19 protein-coding genes are annotated in these 16,994 nt (G+C 45.8%); 9 read left to right on the top strand and 10 right to left on the bottom strand.

Translation table 11 applies throughout. From position 1 onward, the window contains the following. Positions 1 to 274: 274 nt before the first annotated feature. The 5 genes from H8K55_RS03205 to H8K55_RS03185 form a co-directional block, all read right to left on the bottom strand. The gene (locus H8K55_RS03205; RefSeq protein WP_186940573.1) at positions 275 to 577 is read right to left on the bottom strand and encodes a hypothetical protein; all 303 of its coding nucleotides are present in this window, start codon (positions 575 to 577) and stop codon (positions 275 to 277) included. A 595-nt stretch (positions 578 to 1,172) separates the two neighbouring features. Then, positions 1,173 to 1,523 (bottom strand): hypothetical protein, encoded by a 351-nt coding sequence (locus H8K55_RS03200; protein WP_186940572.1) that lies wholly within the window; start codon positions 1,521 to 1,523, stop codon positions 1,173 to 1,175. Between the two features lie 367 nt (positions 1,524 to 1,890). Next, positions 1,891 to 2,313 carry an SRPBCC family protein gene (locus H8K55_RS03195; protein ID WP_186940571.1) on the bottom strand — a complete coding sequence of 141 codons (423 nt, stop codon included), beginning with the start codon at positions 2,311 to 2,313 and terminating at the stop codon, positions 1,891 to 1,893. Between the two features lie 190 nt (positions 2,314 to 2,503). Further along, positions 2,504 to 2,965 carry an SRPBCC family protein gene (locus tag H8K55_RS03190; RefSeq protein WP_186940570.1) on the bottom strand — a complete coding sequence of 154 codons (462 nt, stop codon included), beginning with the start codon at positions 2,963 to 2,965 and terminating at the stop codon, positions 2,504 to 2,506. Positions 2,966 to 3,095: 130 nt separating this feature from the next. Then, on the bottom strand, positions 3,096 to 4,172 hold the full coding sequence (locus H8K55_RS03185; RefSeq protein WP_186940569.1) for a hypothetical protein: 1,077 nt from the start codon (positions 4,170 to 4,172) through the stop codon (positions 3,096 to 3,098). 293 nt (positions 4,173 to 4,465) lie between these two features. Here H8K55_RS03185 and H8K55_RS03180 point away from each other — a divergent pair, with 293 nt between their 5' ends. Continuing rightward, entirely contained in the window at positions 4,466 to 5,431 is a 966-nt protein-coding gene (locus tag H8K55_RS03180; protein ID WP_186940568.1) for a LysR family transcriptional regulator, read from the top strand. On the opposite strand, the gene ctlX is transcribed toward H8K55_RS03180, so the two are convergent. Continuing rightward, on the bottom strand, positions 5,428 to 6,399 hold the full coding sequence (gene ctlX, locus H8K55_RS03175) for a citrulline utilization hydrolase CtlX (protein ID WP_230408463.1): 972 nt from the start codon (positions 6,397 to 6,399) through the stop codon (positions 5,428 to 5,430). The two genes, H8K55_RS03180 and ctlX, sit on opposite strands and share 4 nt — an antisense overlap. A gap of 245 nt (positions 6,400 to 6,644) precedes the next feature. On the opposite strand from ctlX, the gene H8K55_RS03170 reads away from it, so the two are divergent. The 4 genes from H8K55_RS03170 (at position 6,645) to H8K55_RS03155 (ending at position 9,382) form a co-directional block, all read left to right on the top strand. After that, positions 6,645 to 7,067: an Lrp/AsnC family transcriptional regulator gene (locus tag H8K55_RS03170; RefSeq protein WP_186940567.1), complete on the top strand. Its 423-nt coding sequence runs from the start codon at positions 6,645 to 6,647 to the stop codon at positions 7,065 to 7,067. A 359-nt stretch (positions 7,068 to 7,426) separates the two neighbouring features. Beyond that, the gene (locus tag H8K55_RS03165) at positions 7,427 to 8,152 is read left to right on the top strand and encodes a substrate-binding periplasmic protein (protein ID WP_222612332.1); all 726 of its coding nucleotides are present in this window, start codon (positions 7,427 to 7,429) and stop codon (positions 8,150 to 8,152) included. Between the two features lie 56 nt (positions 8,153 to 8,208). After that, positions 8,209 to 8,640: a CidA/LrgA family protein gene (locus tag H8K55_RS03160; protein WP_186940565.1), complete on the top strand. Its 432-nt coding sequence runs from the start codon at positions 8,209 to 8,211 to the stop codon at positions 8,638 to 8,640. 1 nt (position 8,641) lies between these two features. Further along, on the top strand, positions 8,642 to 9,382 hold the full coding sequence (locus tag H8K55_RS03155) for an LrgB family protein (RefSeq protein WP_186940564.1): 741 nt from the start codon (positions 8,642 to 8,644) through the stop codon (positions 9,380 to 9,382). Between the two features lie 95 nt (positions 9,383 to 9,477). Here the strand turns inward: H8K55_RS03155 and H8K55_RS03150 are convergent, their stop codons facing one another. Further along, positions 9,478 to 9,681 (bottom strand): heavy-metal-associated domain-containing protein, encoded by a 204-nt coding sequence (locus tag H8K55_RS03150; protein WP_186940563.1) that lies wholly within the window; start codon positions 9,679 to 9,681, stop codon positions 9,478 to 9,480. Positions 9,682 to 10,005: 324 nt separating this feature from the next. Between H8K55_RS03150 and H8K55_RS03145 the strand changes: the two genes are divergently transcribed. Beyond that, positions 10,006 to 12,513 (top strand): heavy metal translocating P-type ATPase, encoded by a 2,508-nt coding sequence (locus H8K55_RS03145; RefSeq protein WP_329604992.1) that lies wholly within the window; start codon positions 10,006 to 10,008, stop codon positions 12,511 to 12,513. A 3-nt stretch (positions 12,514 to 12,516) separates the two neighbouring features. Then, positions 12,517 to 12,915, top strand: a complete 399-nt coding sequence (gene cueR, locus H8K55_RS03140) for a Cu(I)-responsive transcriptional regulator (RefSeq protein ID WP_186940562.1) — start codon at positions 12,517 to 12,519, stop codon at positions 12,913 to 12,915. Positions 12,916 to 12,997: 82 nt separating this feature from the next. Here cueR and rocF read toward each other — a convergent pair whose 3' ends face one another. Continuing rightward, positions 12,998 to 13,942, bottom strand: a complete 945-nt coding sequence (gene rocF / locus H8K55_RS03135) for an arginase (protein ID WP_186940561.1) — start codon at positions 13,940 to 13,942, stop codon at positions 12,998 to 13,000. Positions 13,943 to 14,234: 292 nt separating this feature from the next. Between rocF and H8K55_RS03130 the strand changes: the two genes are divergently transcribed. After that, a complete protein-coding gene (locus tag H8K55_RS03130; RefSeq protein WP_186940560.1) occupies positions 14,235 to 14,690 on the top strand; it encodes an Lrp/AsnC family transcriptional regulator in 456 nt (151 codons plus the stop codon). A 240-nt stretch (positions 14,691 to 14,930) separates the two neighbouring features. Next, a complete protein-coding gene (locus tag H8K55_RS03125; RefSeq protein ID WP_186940559.1) occupies positions 14,931 to 15,503 on the top strand; it encodes an outer membrane beta-barrel protein in 573 nt (190 codons plus the stop codon). A 123-nt stretch (positions 15,504 to 15,626) separates the two neighbouring features. Here the strand turns inward: H8K55_RS03125 and H8K55_RS03120 are convergent, their stop codons facing one another. Both H8K55_RS03120 and H8K55_RS03115 read right to left on the bottom strand, forming a co-directional pair. Further along, positions 15,627 to 16,397: a substrate-binding periplasmic protein gene (locus H8K55_RS03120; RefSeq protein ID WP_186940558.1), complete on the bottom strand. Its 771-nt coding sequence runs from the start codon at positions 16,395 to 16,397 to the stop codon at positions 15,627 to 15,629. A gap of 102 nt (positions 16,398 to 16,499) precedes the next feature. Further along, positions 16,500 to 16,907 carry an acyl-CoA thioesterase gene (locus tag H8K55_RS03115; protein ID WP_186940557.1) on the bottom strand — a complete coding sequence of 136 codons (408 nt, stop codon included), beginning with the start codon at positions 16,905 to 16,907 and terminating at the stop codon, positions 16,500 to 16,502. Between the last annotated feature and the right edge of the window lie 87 nt (positions 16,908 to 16,994).

Here is a 16,994-nt window from a genome sequence, read left to right as displayed (position 1 = left end):
AATCGCCATTGCAGGCATCTATTTCACATGAATGTGACTGTTCGCTAAGATCAATTAACTGATAGCTTTCACTGAAAATTTCTATTACTTGGTTTTCGCTCATTCTCATTTCAATCTTGCGATATGGGTAAGCAATATAGTAAGAAAAAGCGCTCGATATGGTAATGAGGAGAAGTGATATTCCTCCTAACCAAATGGTGAACATTTTTGTTTTATATATGGTTGATTTAGTCAAAGTCGTCTAAAACGAACGCCCAGTTATGCTTTAGTTTGCTTAGCGCACCACTTCCAAACAAATACAAGCAATAATCGGAAGTAGGAAGTTCGTACTATTTATAAGAATTAAGTTGTCTAAATACGGCATAGAAGAAGTCAACCATATCGCGATGGCTACTGAAATCACATATGTGAAAAAGATTGTTGCTCGATATTTTAACGCGAGTTTTGAAGCGAAAGAAAAAATTAGAATCGCGATAAACAACCCAAGTTCAATCCACATCAAACTCAATATGTCACCACCGCTAGCATAAGCAACTGATGGGATCGCTAAGGGCAAAATAGCTGCGTTAATTTTCATGATCTAGAATGTTTCATGAGCGAATATGACGTATAGCCGCATACAGTTTTTGAAAATAAGTCCAAAGTAAGAAAATGATTGGCGACCAAATCAGTATTGCAAGAATCACCATCGCAAAATCAAGATGCGCAAATAGCGCAAAGTAATAGAATTGTAATGGCCAGTTTAAGAATGATTCCAACGCATTGGAACCAACAAATTCGCGGCATTCAATCATAATCAGCATCGCATCATAAAAGTTGCAGGTAGCAGCCTGATCACGATACTTCGTGGTATTTCAAATGAAGACGTCCGCTGCGAATGCGAATAACGCCAATCCAAAATAAAGCCATGAAAATTTACGTAGTAAGCGGTTCATTGAAAATTAGCCTTAAATAGCGTCGAGTAGAACAAGATGACCGAAATGGTAGAAATACAGGTCAAGGAATTGACTCCGAATGCTTAATCAATCTTTCTGCGGATTCACAAAAAGACCTGCGTCAATTTCGACGGAGAATGGTTCTGCAAATTCGACCGTCCTGCTCTTCTTGAATTTACTGTTGACAAGACAGGGAGCCAGAATTCTGCCAGCGGGCGAGGCGATACTCATTGGTGGCTAATGCCGCTTGTCTTGAGCCGTTGGCGGGTCTAAGAGCATTGGCGAGTCACAAGATTGCTGACTGTTTATGAATTCGGACATTGCTTGTACTTTCTCGTTTAAACGTCTTATCGAGTATGCTGTACAACTGACATAGACGAGAAATGTCACAACGGCGATTGTTCTTAAAGAATTCGATGTGGCGATGTCTTTGTCGAACAGCAGCGCGAGAAAAATAGGCGCACAACTCAAAGCAAGTGATTCAGGCCATCTGGAAATAGGTGTCTTGGCCGCCATATAAAGTGCGTGCTTTTTTAGAGCGCGCCGCCCTTCAATTTCCTTTAGGTTTGGAGATAATGTCTCGTTCATTTCTATTCTTCGGTTGTTTGAATGCGAAAGAAACTCAAGTTATCATAGCCGTAAAGATTAGATAATAAAATTGTAGTCTTTGGAAACACTCGTTTGGTTTGATTTTTTCTCCAGAGTCATTCAAAAACAAGACATAACAACATAGAAAAGCGATGTAATGGGTTGTATAGATTTAATTGGAAAATGACGATCCAAAATCTAGATCTCTACATCGCTACAGCGCCAACTTGTATTAAGAATGCCTTGTGTGAATGTCGTTATTTTCTAATCACTTCATCCATCCATTTTTCTTCAAAAATCGAACGTCGCAATAGAGTGTTCTTGCACAATAAAACGACGATGAAAAGATCGACACATTCTTTAATGATCAATTCGCACTTTTCGCTTCGGCCAGCGCCTTCAAATTACGGAGTGTGATCGGCAGACCAGCGTTCAGCTGTTTAGACAGCATGGGGCCTAGGACAATAGATAGCAAACCCGAGAATGTCACTCTGTGTATGACTTCTGTTGCTCCTGCTATGGCGATGAGTTCGTGTTCGAACAACATACGAAACAGAGGAATTTTTGATTCAACCGTGAAACACCTGCCCGGTTCCACTTGAGTGAAGAGCATAGGAACGCTCATGCCCTTAGGAGGCGTGATTCGACCGCGGCTACCAACGCGAAACGGACCATCAATAAATGCCTGTTTGGTGTCTGGATCCCAGGTGTGCCAGTTTTCGACATCTTCGTAAATTTGGAAGATCGTTGCTGGGGGTGTTGCGATAGTAATTCGGTGTTCAACTTGCATTTTTAACCTTCAGAAATGAGATAGTTGGGTAAGTGAAACGGGTGATTTTATTGGGGCTCAAAGGATTCGTAGACGATCCTACTTGAAGTGAAAAATCGAATCTGATATCGAGTAGTGCGGCAAATTGTACTGATATTTTTAAGCGAAATATTTACACAATTCGTTTGCCTAATTGTTTACATAATGTTGCTTAGATTATGGGTTTGTTCTTCGCTTCGCAATAGGTTTTTAAACCGTTTAATCTTGATTGAATGACCTTGGAAAAATACCGACTAGCGATCACCTCCGATAGCAAAGGAATAGACCACCATTTGGTTTTTATCGAGTAGATAAATTTAGCATGCGTTTCAGTTGGGGAAATGGATTTAAACACCCAGCTACCAGAAAACCCCTGCAGAACGGCAGGGCCTTTCTTCATCGTAATTGCCGCAGTCGTAGGAGGCATCACTTGTACAAATTCCACCTCCATGTATAAGCCGCTTTTTGCCGTCACCGCAACGCAAACACCTTTCTCTATGCGTTGAGCACCATTTAATAGAGCGATATTGTCAGGAAATGGATCCCAGTCATAACGCACGGCATAGTCTTGCGAAACTTGGTACACGAATTCTATTGGTGCCTGAATGTTTGCTTGGAATTCTACACGTGCCATATCTGTTGTTTATAGTTGAATTGATTGAAACAGCGTTTGTAACATCGTAACCAAAGAGTCACGGGATAAAAATTTTGGCACATTGCGATTTCAATATATACGTTGATCTGATCAAGATTCTTGTCACATATTAGCGTGCTGGCCAAGTTTCTACCGGGTAGTATTTCAGTACTGCATGTTTTGGAAGAATTGTATAGCTACACCATTCCTGCTCAATGCCCTGCCAAAATGAGGTAACAGACATATTAATGTCCTTCACAAAAGTGGAGCGGCTAGACATGACAACATATGGATTCTCTTGATACTTAAAGATTTGAATATCACTTCTCGTTGTAGTTGGTTGTATTGGTCCGCGTTGGGCGGCTAAAAGTGCCGCGTTTAAAGGACTGTTCGTTTCAATTGATCCATTTGGCGAAATACTCGCCAGCCACTGTTCCGATGAACCACAACCTGCACTGTTTGAATGATTCAATCGAACAATATGATCGATTTTTTTATCCATATCTAAATCGACTAGAAGATCAACAGTGTGATCAAAAGGGACTGCCAATTTTTGGTTTCTTTTTTTGAGCTTTTCCGTTGAGACTTTTGCGCTCCACGGAAGATATTCAAGATTGCTTTGAATTGCAGCGGTACAAAGTCCTTTATTCAAGTTAACTCGTTGCACGTATGAGAAATGATTTTTCCTAGTTAAGTGACAAAGCGCTCTTTTCGCGCCATCTGGAGCAATCCATGAAATAAGACCTGCTACTGATTCGCCGACCATGAAGCGTCCAGATACAACAATTGGTTCGCCATGTATCAATAACAAATGATCGCAATTTCCCCAGTGCGCCCATCGGAAATGCTCTTGGTCGTCGGGTGGATAAAGTTCAGTTTGTGTACTTTGCGTATCGATGATACTGCATTCCCCGCAACTACCTAAGTCAGACGTCTTGGCAAACACGCGATTCTTGCCTTGAATAGAAACTCTGTAGATGCCATTTATTTGATTTGGAGTAGACTTTATTTCCGAAAATATTTTGCGATCAACTTCTTCTAAGTTCGAAAACCGGATTAAGTTCTCAGACATTTTCCCAGTATTGATCTTGTTAACAATATTTTCGCAAATCAAGTGGGCTTTTTTGTTGCTCATTGAATTCGTCGCGTTCGCTGTTGATGACAAAGAAACGACAATTAGTATGATGAAGGTGCCGATGAAATGCATACTTGTACCTAACTCCGATTTGAATGGCGCTCGTCGATCAGTCAATTTTCAAAGTTAACACATTAGTAAAAAATAGACAATGTAATTTAATATTGAAAATGTCTTGGGCGACTTGACTTTTTTCACTGGCACTCAGATGAAAATGCATAACATGAATAGTGAATAAATTGCTTTGTTAGGCAATCTCTTAATGAAAAAAATTCTCTATAGAATCTATCGACCAACATACAATGTCATCATCCGATCAAAGTAAATCTCGCTCAAAAAAAGCTCAACCCAACCGAAAGCCCACCATGAGTTCAGCACGTGATGTCCTGACACCAGCTTCTTTAGCGATGTTAGAAGTCATTGCTGACACTGGCAGTTTTGCAGCGGCTGCGCGGCGTTTGGATATGGTGCCTAGTGCCTTGACCTATCGTGTGCGCCAGATTGAAGATGCTTTGGATGTCTTGTTGTTTGATCGCACTTCGCGTCAGGCGAAGTTGACTGAGGCGGGGGCGGAGTTATTGCGTGAAGGGCAGAAGCTGTTGGTGGAAGTGGATGCGATAGCGAATCGGGTTAAGCGGGTGGCGACAGGTTGGGAACCGCAATTGACGATTGCAGTGGATAGCATGATAGATCGTAGTACGGTGATGGAATTGTGTGAGAGTTTTTTTCAGTTGAATCCACCGACACGTTTGAAATTGCGCGCAGAAACTTTGTCGGGCACTTTGGAGGCCTTGAGTTCGGGACAGGCTGATTTGGCTTTGGGTGTAGTGATGGATGGAGTGCTCGTGAATAGTCAGAGTGCGACCAGTTTGCAGCGTGAAAACTTGGGTACCGTGTATTTTGCCTTTGCGGTCGCGCCGCATCACCCCTTGGCGCAGCATCAAGAGCCCGTGCCAGATCAAGTGATACGGCAGCACAGAGCGGTGGCGATTGCCGATAGCGTGCAGCGCGGAGCGTCCGTGTCTATCGGTTTGTTGAGTGGGCAAGATGTGTTTACGGTGGCGGATTTGCCAGCGAAGCTAGATGCGCAGGTGCGCGGTTTAGGCGTGGGATTCTTACCCACTTGCGTTGCGCAATCGTATATCGATACCGGACGTTTGGTCGAGAAAAAAGTTGAACGCGCGCAGCAACAGGTGCAAAGTTATTACGCTTGGCGTCGACAGTCAGGCCATCATGTACAGCAGGGGCGTGCTTTGCAATGGTGGCTGGAACAATTGCAATCGCCTACAACGCGTGCTGCTTTGCTGGGTACGCGCCTGCGTTTGCCTTAGTTTGACTGTATTGCCGCATTTGCTTGCGTCGGTAAATGGATGCTCGCCAACATGCAGCGTACCGAACCTCCGGCAGTTTCTATGGTGGGCACATCAATGACCAATAGCTCGGCATATTTCTCTATTTTTGCGATTTGATTTGCATGCAGACTGGCCATCGCGCTCGACGATAGCGCCAGTAATTTTCCGTTTGAGCCTTGTAATTCTAAGCAGTTGCCTGCGAATTGGAGAATTTGTGAAGGGCTCAGATTCACAATTTCTTTACCCGTGCTTTGTAATTGACGACAGAGCTTTTCGCGTTCTTGATAGTCTGGAATGCAGTCTAGACCGACCATCGCAAATTGGCTTGCTACACTGAGCATGACATTGGTGTGATAGATAGGCATGCCTACCAATGCCGCATTAAACGGGTGTGCCTGGTAGTTCACCGCAGTGCATAAGCTAAGTAGCGGTTTTAATTGCGTGCGCTGCGACAGACATGCATAGGCAATGCGGACTTGATGATCAAAAATGACGGAACCTGTGCCTTCCAAAAATGTTTCTGCATCGCCGTAATGCCTTAGGTCTGTGACGCTTTGCAATTGATAGTGCTGCGCTAGAAAGTCGAGAATATCTTGACGTACTTCGCGTTGGCGATTACGGCAGCGCATAGGGTAGAGAAACAGCCTGCCATCTTGATGTGTGGTGAACCAGTTATTCGGAAAAACGGAATCGGGCGTATCGTGTTCTCCTGAGTCTTCGAACAAATGTACCGTGACACCTGCAGCGCGTAATTGCGCGGCCATTCGCGTGACTTCTGCATAGGCATTACGTGCGATGTCTTCTTTCTCATGGTTTTCTGTGTCGCGTTGAAATCGATTGTCGTGCATGGTTTCGCGATTTGAATAGAAGTGATGAGGACGTATCATCACCACCGCGTTTGCGGTGTGACGAATTGCTTCTGGGTGGCTTGCTTGTGGATTAGACATAGAATTTTGTGAGCGCTTAAGCGCACGCCTGAGTCGTGGTTGAAGATGCCTATTGTGGCGGCTAGGCGTGTCAGGCAGAAGTTGGCAGTTTGCGTATTCTTGCTGGATTACATTGCACTTTGCTTAGGGGTTTGTGCAGTTTGTTGAAATGTGTTCGCGACAAGATTGTGATGAGCTGGTGTTTGCTTTAAGCTTGCAGCATATTATGTCTATACGTTTCAACCTCAACCAATTTCCCATCACTTATGGATGATATCGATCATCAATTGCTTGCCTTATTACGCAGTGATGCACGCATTTCTGTCATGAGTCTGGCGCAAAAATTACGTCTGTCGCGCACCACGGTGCAAAAGCGTATCGACAAATTAGAAAGCAGCGGCGTGATTTTGGCGTATACCATTAAGGTGAAATCCGATGCTGAGCCGCATCAGATTCGGGCACAGATGAATATCGCGCTGGAGGGAAATAGTGCGCATGCCGTGCATGCGGCGTTGCGCGCTTTACCGCATGTACATAGTCTGCATACGACGAATGGCAAGTGGGATGTGATTGCTGAAATTCGGGCAGATAATTTAGAAGTTTTAAATTTGGTTTTGGGAAAAATCCGCAGCATTCCGGGGATTGCTACTTCAGAGACGAATATCTTGTTATCGGTGCTGAAGTTGTGAGCAGGCGCTATAAGTGAATGTGATTGGTCTGCGCTATTAGCCTGCGTGATTAGTCAACTCTCTTCGTCAACTTATTAGATCTTGTCGTGTGTGATATCGGCGCATTGCTGAAAACAGAACCATCCTTGTTAATATTTTCAAACACCGTTCGTTTACCTGTGTCGTAATCTTGTCGAAAAATCTGCGCTCTTAGCGAGTGGATCAGGCTTTGTGCCATAATGGACGGCAGGCAATTTTCTATGCCCGCCTCTATTGAATCAATTAATATTCTATTCTGTATGACTTCCTTGAAGTACATTTGTTACCAGTTATTTTCTCAAGTTTTGCGCATTCTTCAGCTGAACTTAGTGTTACCAATAATGCTGTTAATAGTGCTACCTGTCTTTGCAACTCAAACAGCTCAAGCCGCTCATGTCAAAGCATATACAGAAGAGTGGCCCCCATATAATTTTTTGCGGAATAAAGAAGTTTCTGGAATTTCAACCGATATTTTGCGCGCGGCCTGTGCTATTGCGAATGTCGATTGCGATGTGCAATTGGTGCCTTGGACCCGTGCCTACAAGACCGTGCAAGATACACGCAATACCATCGTTTATACGATAGCCAGAATCCCGACGCGCGAACAGCAATTCATTTGGATAGGTCCGATCTTGCCGCGCACTACCTGGATTTACGCACGCTCGCAAGTAGCCGATAAAATTCATACTCTCAAGGATCTCGAACGATTCAAGATTGGAGTGATTCGCGCAGAAGCGTCGTTAACAGAACTGACTGAAGCTGGCGTATCGAATGTACCGATTCGCACTTTCAATTCTAATAGTGATGAAATGCGCATGTTGAAATCCGGGCAAATCGACGTCGTGGTGAACACGGAGATTGGTATGGCGATGAATCAAAAACAGTACAACATCGCCACTACAGATTTGGTAAAACTGATGAAGCTATATGATGGTGGCGCTCTCTACTTTGGCATGAACCTGGAATCCGATCCTGGCTTGGTTGAGAAGTTACAAATCAGCGTCGATAAATTGCGACGAGAAGGCAAGATTAACGCGATCGTTCAGCAATACACCAAAGTGCGATAAAGTACATAGGCGCTTTTTTCTTTGTAGGGCACACATAAACTTATAAGGGCAGCCGCATGTTTTATACACTCGCTGTTTTATTGATTTTTCAATGCATAGGAGAAGCACTGGCGTTTGTATTGCAGAGTAGTTTGCGTTGGAATATCCCGGGTCCTGTGTTAGGCATGCTATTGCTATTTTTTGCGCTACTCGCTTCACCGCGATTGATGGAGCGCATAGAAGAATCTAGCCATCATTTACTCAAACACATGTCTTTATTCTTTATCCCTGCGGGTGCTGGGATTATGGTTTCTGCCAGCGGCATCGCGCAACATTGGTTAGCTCTCTTGATTGCGATTGTGGTGAGTACAGTATTGACGCTGATGGTGACGGCAGCGAGTATGCGGTGGTTGATGCCGACGCATTTCTCGTCTGAACACGCACCTGAGCACGAGGCTGAACATTCATCTCACACCTCAGATCAAACATCAATTAAGCGCGAGCAATAAGATGTCCACGTCTGTCGACCTCGCCGCACTTTGGAAATTATTGGCACATACGCCTTTGTTGGCAATCGCGCTGACTTTGTGCGCTTATTTGTGCGCAATGAAAATCGCCGAGAAACTGCATTTCTCCCCATTGGCAAATCCTGTCGTGATGGCAGTGGCAATGATTATTCTCGCCTTAAGCAGCACTGATATTTCGTATGCGGATTATTTTTCCGCCGCGCAGCCCATTCATCTCATGCTGGGTCCAGTCACGGTGGCGTTGGCGATTCCTTTGGCACGGCAATTACCGCGCCTGCGCAAAATAGCTTTTCCGCTGAGTGTGGGTTTATTGTTGGGATCTTTGACAGCGATCATGTCGGCCGTGTTAATCATCATTTGGATGCGGGGTTCGTATCAACTGGCGTTGTCGATAGGACCGAAATCAGCAACCACACCGATTGCCATAGGTATCGCAGAAAAGATAGGCGGCATTCCCTCGGTAGCAGCGGCAATCGTGATCGTGACTGGGGCGATTGGTGCCTTAGTCGCGCGTTATTTGTTTAACTGGATGCGTATCAGTTCCCCAGAAATTCGCGGTTTTGCTTTGGGTTTAGCCGCACATGGTATAGGCACTGCACGTGGATTTCAGGTCAGTAAAGAAATCGGCACATTTGCCGGTTTAGGTATGGGCTTAAATGGTATCTTGACGGCATTCTTAGCCCCTGCGCTAGTGCCGGTGATAGTTAATTATTTCTTTCGATGATGAAAACTAGTGACGGAAGGCAGCTCACTTTTAAGTGAAAGATGAGGCACTTGGGGTGTGTGCAACTCGCGCTGCACGCACCTTAAAAATTCAAATCAATGACCCACCACCAATGGTGTATATCCGGCTTCCGTGATGCTGTTAGCAAATAAACTGGCTGGCTTATCTGAAACGATTTCAACTTTGTGTGTATTCAGATCGATCGTGATTTTTGCTTGCGTATCGACCTCTTGTATCGCCTTCGTAATTGTGGCTTCGCAGTGCTTACAGGTCATATCGTCGACTTGAAATTGTGGCATTGTGCTCTCCTAAATCATGTTCATATGCATGTTCATATTTTGTGATTGTAAACTGAGTAAGACCACAAGGTTTGCGATGGCGCATGAATTCATTAAATTCACTTGACCTTACCACAGTGGGAAGCTATATCTTGTTGAAGAAACCTCTGCACAAGCTACTGCGCGACCGAATTTTGAATCTGTGAATTTGCAAATGCGCCGCTGTGCCCTAGCACAGGTGCGCTTCTCGATCTAAACTTCGACCGCTTGCTACGGTTGTGCAGAGGTCTCTTGATGTTAGATTTGCTAAAGAAATTCGGTGCAGTACCTAGACAGGAAATGAATATGCAAAAAACATTGAACTTACCGATAGTCGGGATGACATGCGCATCGTGCGTGCGGCGGGTCGAAAAAGCCTTGTTGGCAGTACCAGGCGTGCAGCAGGCGAGTGTGAATTTGGCGACTGAAAAGGCGAGCGTGAGCTTAGATGCCGATGCTGCGAATACCATCGCACAGGGCTTGATCGCGGCGGTTGAAAAGGCCGGTTATGAAGTTGCAGTGCAAACGATTAACTTAACGATCAATGACATGAGTTGTGCTTCATGTGTGGGGCGCGTCGAAAAAGCACTGAAAGCCGTGCCAGGTGTCATCGCCGTCAGCGTGAATCTGGCGACCGAAAAGGCGCAACTGAAAATATTGGCAGGTGTTGAGTTAGCTAGCTTGCTTGCGGCTGCAAAAAAAGCTGGCTATGCAGCGAGCCTGGTGCAAGAGCAAACGCGATCTCAAACATTGGCGCAGCCAGAGCGCAAGGATATCAAAAACTTGTTCGATATTAGCAGTGGTTGGCGAGTCGTGATTGCAACAGTATTGAGCGTGCCTTTGGTCATACCTATGTTGCTCAATCTGTTTGGAATCGAATGGAATTTGGCAGGATCATGGCAAATGATCTTGGCGAGTCCAGTGCAATTTTGGTTGGGCGCGCGCTTCTATCGAGCTGGGTGGAAAGCCTTAGGTGCTGGCAGTGGCAATATGGATTTATTGGTCGCGATAGGCACTAGCTCAGCGTATGGATTGTCAGTGTATTTGTTGTGCGTATCTAGTAGCCATGGCACTCATGGCATGAGCCATTTATATTTTGAATCGGCCGCGGTCGTGATCACTCTAGTATTGCTTGGAAAATGGTTGGAGACACGTGCCAAGCATCAGACCGTAGAAGCCTTGCGTGCTCTGGAATCTCTGCGTGCGACCACGGCATTGTTACGCCGCGATGGTGTTGATATTGAAGTGCCGGTTGCTGAGGTAAACCTTGGTGACATATTGATCGTGCGTCCCGGCGATCGGGTCGCCGTGGATGGTGAAATTATCGAGGGTAGTAGTCATTTGGACGAATCTTTACTCACAGGTGAGAGTCTGCCCGTCAGTAAAGACGTCGGTGCGCATGTGATCGGTGGTTCAGTGAATGCAGATGGCATGTTATTGGTGAAAGCAACGGGCGTTGGTGGCGCTACGATGCTTTCACAAATCATCCAATTGGTTGAAGATGCGCAGGCGGTTAAAGCACCGATACAGGCTTTGGTCGATAAAGTGAGTGCGGTGTTTGTGCCAGTAGTGCTGGGAATTTCTGCGCTGACTTTTTTAGGCTGGGGACTATTCGGTGGTGATTGGCAAATGGCCTTACTCAATGCGGTCGCGGTACAAGTGATCGCCTGTCCATGTGCATTAGGATTGGCAACGCCGACTGCGATTATGGTGGGCACAGGTGTAGCCGCCAAGTACGGGATTTTGATTAAAGATGCACAAGCCTTAGAAACCGCCCACAGCTTGACAGCGATTGCTTTCGACAAAACGGGTACCTTAACAGTGGGAAAACCAGCATTGGTCGCGATCATCAGCCAACACTATGATGATGCGCAAATCGTAGCTTGGGCGGCGGCGGTGCAACAGTACAGCGATCATCCTTTGGCACATGCCGTGATGCACAAAGCGGGCGAGCTGGGTTTAACCGTACCTGCTGTGACCGAGGCGCAGGCGATGCCAGGGCGCGGTGTGCAGGCGCAATTGGGTGAGGATATTATTTATTTAGGCAATCAACGTTGGATGCAAGAGTTGGGTGTGGAATTGGGTTTGGATTTGGGAGTGAAGTTGAGCGCAGCGTCGACTGTCAATTCGACAGAACCAGCAGTATCCTATCTTCAGCTTCTGCAACAGCAACAAAACGCAGGACGTACCGTATCGTGTTTGGCGTTGCAGCGTCATGGGCAATGGCAACTCGCTGGTATTGTGAGTTTTGGTGATAGTGTCAAACCAAGCGCTGCGACGGCGATAGCGCGTCTGCAATCCTTGGGTATCAAGACCATCATGCTCAGTGGTGACAACGCGGGGAGCGCGAATGCTGTAGCTGACGCCTTAGGCATTAACGAGGTGCGAGCCGAAGTGTTACCAGCGGATAAAGCGACAATTGTGCGTGAGTTTCAGCAAGCTGGTGACAAGGTTGGCATGGTCGGCGATGGTATCAATGATGCACCCGCATTAGCCGCTGCTGATGTGGGTATCGCGATGTCGACTGGCACCGATGTCGCGATGCATACGGCGGGTATTACCTTGATGCGTGGCGATCCGGTTTTGGTCGCCGATGCGATTTCGATATCGCAAAGAACATATCGCAAAATCCGCCAGAATCTAGGCTGGGCATTTATCTACAATATCGTTGGTATTCCATTGGCTGCATTCGGCTATTTAAATCCTGTGATTGCGGGCGCGGCAATGGCTTTTTCTAGCGTTAGCGTGGTCTCGAATGCTTTGCTCTTACGTAGTTGGAAACCATGGCAGGCGTCGCAGAAAAATGAGGAGTAGCAGATGAATATAGGACAGCTCGCGCAGGCTTCAGGAGTGAGCGCGAAGATGGTACGTTATTACGAAAGTCGCGGCTTGATTGACATGGCCGGGCGCAATGCGGCGGGCTATCGTCAATATTCGGAAAAGGATGTGCATAGCCTTCGTTTTATCCGCCGCGCACGAGATTTGGGATTTTCTCTAGCACGCATACAGACCTTGCTCGGCTTATGGCAGGATCAAACGCGTCAAAGCGCTGAAGTCAAACAGTTGGCACAACAATACATCGATGAGCTCGATGCGCAAATGGATCAATTGCAGTTGATACGACAACAGCTACAGACCTTGGCGCACGCATGTCATGGTGACGCTCGTCCAGACTGCCCCATTTTGCAAGAGCTGGCAGATACTAGCGCTGCATAAAAAGAAACTGAGTACGGCCAGAGCCTATACCCAGTTTTAGTTTTGGTTTCAGTGTCAGTTTTAGTTTTGTGAAATGAAAAACTTAAGCCTTAGGATTGATACGCACCAGTGTCGATTTGCCGAATAAACTCTCAATCAAATCCACAGCTAAAATTGCCGTCTGATTGCGTAAATCCAACGCAGGATTGAGTTCAACGACATCGAGTGAACCAAGCAAGCCAGTATCGGCAATCATTTCCATGCACAACTGCGCTTCACGATAAGTTGGGCCACCCAGCACTGCGGTACCAACGCCTGGTGCGATGTCCGGATCCAGGCAATCTAGGTCGAAACTGACGTGAATGTGGGTGTTTTCATCAACGCCTTCCAGCGCCTTCAACATCACCGCACGCATGCCATGTTCATCGATATAACGCATGTCGAAAACCGGAATGCCCATATCGTGGATAAATTGACGTTCGCCATCATCCACACTGCGGATACCAATCTGACGGATTTCATCCGGTTGCATCGCTGGCGTATAGCCACCATAGGCAATCAATTGTTCCGGACCATGACCCATCAAGCAGGCTACTGGCATGCCATGGATATTGCCGGTCGGGCTGATGGTGGATAAATTGCTGTCGGCATGTGCATCAAACCACAAGACGCGCAATTTTTTACCATTGTCTTTGCAATGTTTGGCGACTGCACTGATAGAACCGATTGCCAGGCAATGATCGCCACCTAACATCATCGGCATCTGACCAGCTTTTAATGCGCCGCTGACTTCGTCGTAGACAGCCTGGTTCCAATCGATCGCTTCATTCAAGTGACGCAGACCATTCACTGGCGCTTGCCATGGATTAGCTGGCCCATGCAAATTGCCATGATCAATCACGGCCAAATCTCTGGCTTCTAAAGCTTGTACCAGGCCAGCAACGCGTAAAGCATCGGGTCCCATGCCCGCACCTTTAACACTGGCGCCGACATCGGTAGGTGCGCCTATGAGTGAGATAGTTTTCATTCTGGTTTGTTCACTTTCCATAAACTGAGTGCTGGTCTTAGCGACTGCACATCGATACTGTTAAGTACTATTAAGTTCGGACGCATTGTAGTTTGCGCCGATGGCCGTAATGGTACTGGCTTGTTACCTGATTGTGTCGAGAAATTATAGTGCTAACAGTAAGATTTAGATTTCTTAATTATCAGTTATAATCTAATTTTAAGAAATTAAATTTCATTTTTTATTAATAAATGGAATTTAAAGTTTGATGTGTTCGACTGTGCGGAATTTGTGTGTGCTTGGCACATCATGAAAGTGGGAGGGGTGAAAAACGATGGATAGCTATGATTTGAATATTTTGCGCCATTTGCAGGAAGAAGGGCGCATTAGTAATTTACAACTGGCAGAAAAGATACACTTATCGCCGCCACAAACCTTGCGTCGGGTGCGGGCATTGGAAGAAGCCAGTGTCATTCGTGCTTACACCGCACAGGTTACACCGTCTGCGGTTGGCTTGGGGGTGATGGCCTTTGTCAGTCTATCTTTAGATCGCGAACAGTATCGTAATGTGCGGGAGATCGAGCGTCACTTAATGGCCTTCCCCGATATCATTGAATGCCATACGATTTCTGGGGATTTCGATTACTTGCTGAAGGTGGTGGCGAGTGATTTGAAAGCTTTGTCCCAATTTTTGACGGACAAGTTGATGCAAGTGCCTGGCGTAGGTAATTTGCGTTCTATGATTTGTATGGAAGAGATTAAACCGGTCAGTCCCTTGCCCATCAGGTAAGCGATTATGTAGGCGATTGGGTAAGCGCTTAGCGTAATCGTGATTGCGGCTTCTACAACGAAATTGAAAGAAATTCTGACGATTGCGACATGCTGCGGTTAAAATGCCAATTTTGTACGACATTGCGGCAAATTCCTGCACTATCTAGCGTGCACAGTTGCGTTCATTTTTGCTTAGTTGTGCTCATTTGTGCTCAATTGATAGGCAGGCTTCTAAAAAACTCACTAAAGGTGATTCTTCATGTTAAAGAAAAAAATTCTGGCTGCGGCCATCCTCGTTGGTAGTGCATTTTTGAGCGCACATGCAGCTGCACAGATTTCTTATTTTGGCGGTTCTGTTGGTCGTGCGAAATGGAATTTTGATTGTGCAGGTGCAAAGAGTTGCCATACAGCGGCTGGTAGTTGGAAATTGTTTGGTGGCTATGATTTTTCACCAAATTTCGGCGTAGAAGGTAGTTATATCTATCTGAATGAAGTCGGTTTGAGTGATCCTATGTTAAAAGCGACTTTTAATGGTCGTGGCGGCGATTTGGCAGGTGTCGCTAAGACTACAGCGATGAATAATTTTGTTGGCTTCGCGAAGTTGGGCGTGGCTTTTATGAAGGGTGAAGCGATCGTTCACGGTAGTGGCGTATCGGGTTCAGATACACACTATTCCGGCCAGCCTTTGATCGGTTTGGGGGTGCTGTATTATGTCGACAAGAAAATGGCGATTCGTGCCGAAGTCGATCATCGCAATGTGAAAGTGACAGGTTACAGAGATACGACATCTGGCGTGACAAACTTTACGATAGGTTTGCAATCTGAATTCTAAGGATTTGCAGAACGAGTTGTTCTGCAATTGTGCTTGATTTAAGAATGGCATCCATGTATAGACATGGATGCCATTTTGCTTTGTTGTTCGTTGTGCTTGCTATCTTGCTTAGTGATAGCTAATTCACTTGTGTAATTTAGGGTTGCGTTCCGTGTGCAGATATTTTTGCTGAATGCGGGCAAACGTTTTATCACGTTTCATGTCCTCTAAGGCATGATTCCATTTTTCCACCAGAGCTGGTGAGGTCGCTTTCGAGGCTGCAATATACAGTTCACTTTTAAATAATTCAAAAATCAGTTTTACGTCACTGGGCTTAAAACCCGATGCCACCGCCAGGCTTTCAACCCCGAGTTGCGAATCGGTATATACCGCGATGCGACCCATCATCAATTTCTTGAAACTAGAAATATTCGAACTGGCGCGATCGAGATTAGTAAATCCTAAACGCGTTAAAGTCTGGTCGCGGATATCGTCACGATAGACGCCAATCAAGCTGATATTTTTTGCTTGCTCAATATTATGAACTTGCAGTGTTGAATCCGCTTTTGCATATAAGCCGTAAATGTTTGCCATGATGGGACCTATCCACTGATAGGAATTTTCCCGCTCTGGGGTACGCGCCATGCTAAATAAAAGAGTATTCGGATTGTGGTCAATTTTGTCCAGGCCGCGCGCCCAGGGGACGACTTGTATGGGATCGGTATTGCCAGTTCTTTTTTGGATTTCCTGTACGATTTCTACAGTCATGCCTGTTAGCTTACCCTCGCTGTCATAGAACTGCAGAGGTCGGTCTTCTTCACAATAAATCGACAGGGTTTGTGCGTGACTACTCCAGCTCAGTGCATAAAGCACGAGACTGAACCAGATTGAGAGCGAGCGTAGCAGAGAGAGCATGCGTTAAAGTGTACTGGTGAATCTGCTATAAAAGCCAAAAACCCTGAAAATCATAAGGAAATTTAAAAGCTAGTTTTTTTGCTAGCGATGCGAATCTAGAAATTAAATGGTTTCCAATGGTGGAATCTGTCTAGGTTTACGTGAGCTGTCAGTGGCCACATAGGTTAACGTCGCTTCAGTGACTTTAACTGTATCGGCTTGCAGGCGATTTCTTTCTGCATAGACTTCGACTGACACAGTGAGCGATGTATTTCCAACCTTTACCACTTCAGCATAGAAGGATAAAAGATCACCGACAAACACCGGTTGCTTAAACAAAAAAGAATTCACAGCAATCGTCGCTACTCTGCCATTTGCACGGCGTGCTGCAGGAACGGCGCCAGCGATATCGACCTGTGCCATGATCCAGCCACCAAACACGTCGCCATGAATATTGGCATCGGATGGCATAGGCATCACACGTAAGGTTGGCATACCGGCAGGGAGTGAAGTTTTTGGGCTATCTGACATGGTTTTCTCGCTTTAATAAAATGGAGGTGCGAAGTGGAAGTGCAAAATGGAAGTGCAAAATCGACGTGCAAAATGGAATTACAAAAT

This window comes from Affinundibacterium flavidum (assembly GCF_014284175.1).
GTDB classification, from domain to species: domain Bacteria; phylum Pseudomonadota; class Gammaproteobacteria; order Burkholderiales; family Burkholderiaceae_D; genus Undibacterium; species Undibacterium flavidum.
This window is presented reverse-complemented; position numbering and strand designations above follow the sequence as displayed.